Genomic DNA, 1859 nt, shown 5'->3' with positions numbered 1-1859 from the left:
GGTGTTGCCGGACGACCTGCAAACTACCGAACACCTGCTCGCCTTCATCGAGTCGAGCAAGCTCGAACCGATAGTCAAAGAGACCGCCCGACTGAAGATCACCAACCCAGACGCAACGTTCGCAGCACTTGCAGAGGCAACGGGGGAGAAGTGGGCGAGCACAGCACTCCGCCGATACAACAAGGCCAAGGACCTCGCAGTTGACGCCGGATTCCGTACCCCTCCACTCCCGCTTACCGAAGAGGCAACGGACAACGGCAATGACGAATCCGAATCGACACCGTACGAGCTGGTAGGTGCGCGCTAGAAGCTCCCCGGCAAGCAAAGGGGCAGGGCTGCGGACGCCTCGCCCCATTCGGGACATCCGAAATCCGCAATAACGGCTCCAAACGTTGGAATTGCGGGCACTCCGACTTCCACATGGGACCGGTGTACCGGCGCGATAGTGTGCGAGGGTCACGGCTGGCTCAAGGCCACGATCATCGAGCCGGATCACGTTCGGGTTGTGAGTGCTTTACGCTGCGCGTTCTCCCAAGGACTGCATGACCTTGGAACGTCATCGGCCGGATGACTGTGAGCAACGAGGGGGCAAGCGTTGTCGCCGGTGCGGCGATCGCACTCGTCGGACTCATGACGTTGACCGTGTAGCGACCCGTGGATACCGGTCCTCCGTGCTCGACTTGAACACCGCCCCAGTGATTGTCCCCTCGCTCGTCGATCTCACTTACCCGTCCCGATCCGCCCGCGCTCGGACTAGCGTCGCGTACATCGCCGAGCGGGAAAGGCCGCTGAGTTCCATCAGCTCCTTCGTGCTGTAGTCACCGGATTCGTAGTCGGTGAGAAGTCTGGACCGTTGCAGGGGTTTGAGTTTCGGTTGCTTGCCCTTGAGTCGCCCGGCCTTCTTTGCTTCCGCCATCCCTTCGCGGGTGCGGGCACGGATCAGGTCGGACTCGAATTCGGCCATCAAAGACAGCATCCCGAAGAACAGCTTCCCGGTCGCGTCGCTGGGATCGTGGATGGATCCGCCAATGTTCAGGCGCGTTCCTTTCGCTTCGAGTTCGTCGGCGATCGCCCGTAAGTCCACGGCGGACCGGCCGAGCCGATCCAGCTTGACGACCACAAGGGTGTCGCCTTCCCGGCACGCGGCCAAGGCTTCACGCAATCCGGGGCGGTCTCGGTTGCGTCCGGTGAATCCCTTGTCGGTATATATCCGCTCAGGTTCGACGCCGAGGCGTTTGAGCGCTGAGCGCTGCGCTCGCAGATCCTGCCCTCGGGTGCTACATCGGGCATACCCAATCATCATTTCGGCCACCAGGCGACGATAGTCCGGCATAAGCAACCCATCCCGGATCAACATGCCGGACTCTATCCAGGACGGCCAGAAAGAGAGTTATGGCAGGCGGCCAATCGGATGGGGGAGTGATTTGGGTGTCCTGCAAGACGGTCGTCAAACAGGACCGGATCTCCTGTCCAGTTTCAGCAACCGGTGGGCGCCGAGCATGGCACCCGGGCCGCGAGCGAGGTGAGGATCACCAACCACACCGTCTTGCCGATGTCGGATGATCCGCAGATTGCTGAGACTTCGAGTACTACGTCGCCGCGAGCACGTCATCTCAGCAGGGCGCCGACTACAACCACGATGACGAAGGCTACCGCCAGCGTCAGCCCACCAATTGGCGAGCTCGAATCGGCGAATAGAGGCTCGTCCTTGGTCCACTTCCACCGATTCGTCTTCACAACCCGATCAAACCGCGACCGATCCGGACATGGCAACGATCTATCGGTCACAGGCTGACTATCGGTCACAGGCTGAGCCAGGCTGGGAGTGTCCATAGGTTCTTCCCCAATGAACGTCACAC

At 61.0% G+C, this 1859-nt stretch carries 1 protein-coding gene and 1 pseudogene; one reads left to right on the top strand and one right to left on the bottom strand.

Annotated features, from left to right (window positions below):
* Positions 1–307 (top strand): annotated as a pseudogene (locus WAW17_RS16950) (excisionase); the annotation flags it as partial.
* Between the two features lie 417 nt (positions 308–724).
* Here the strand turns inward: WAW17_RS16950 and WAW17_RS16945 are convergent.
* Positions 725–1303: a recombinase family protein gene (locus tag WAW17_RS16945; RefSeq protein WP_422334103.1), complete on the bottom strand. Its 579-nt coding sequence runs from the start codon at positions 1301–1303 to the stop codon at positions 725–727.
* Between the last annotated feature and the right edge of the window lie 556 nt (positions 1304–1859).

Origin of the sequence: Rhodococcus sp. (in: high G+C Gram-positive bacteria), from assembly GCF_049286785.1 — a bacterium.
Lineage (GTDB): Bacteria > Actinomycetota > Actinomycetes > Mycobacteriales > Mycobacteriaceae > Rhodococcus_F.
This window is presented reverse-complemented; position numbering and strand designations above follow the sequence as displayed.

What these genes read in the sequence shown, in the direction of transcription:
- WAW17_RS16945 (WP_422334103.1), bottom strand. Translation starts at nt 1,303, where the DNA reads ATGATGATTGGGTATGCCCGATGTAGCACCCGAGGGCAGGATCTGCGA.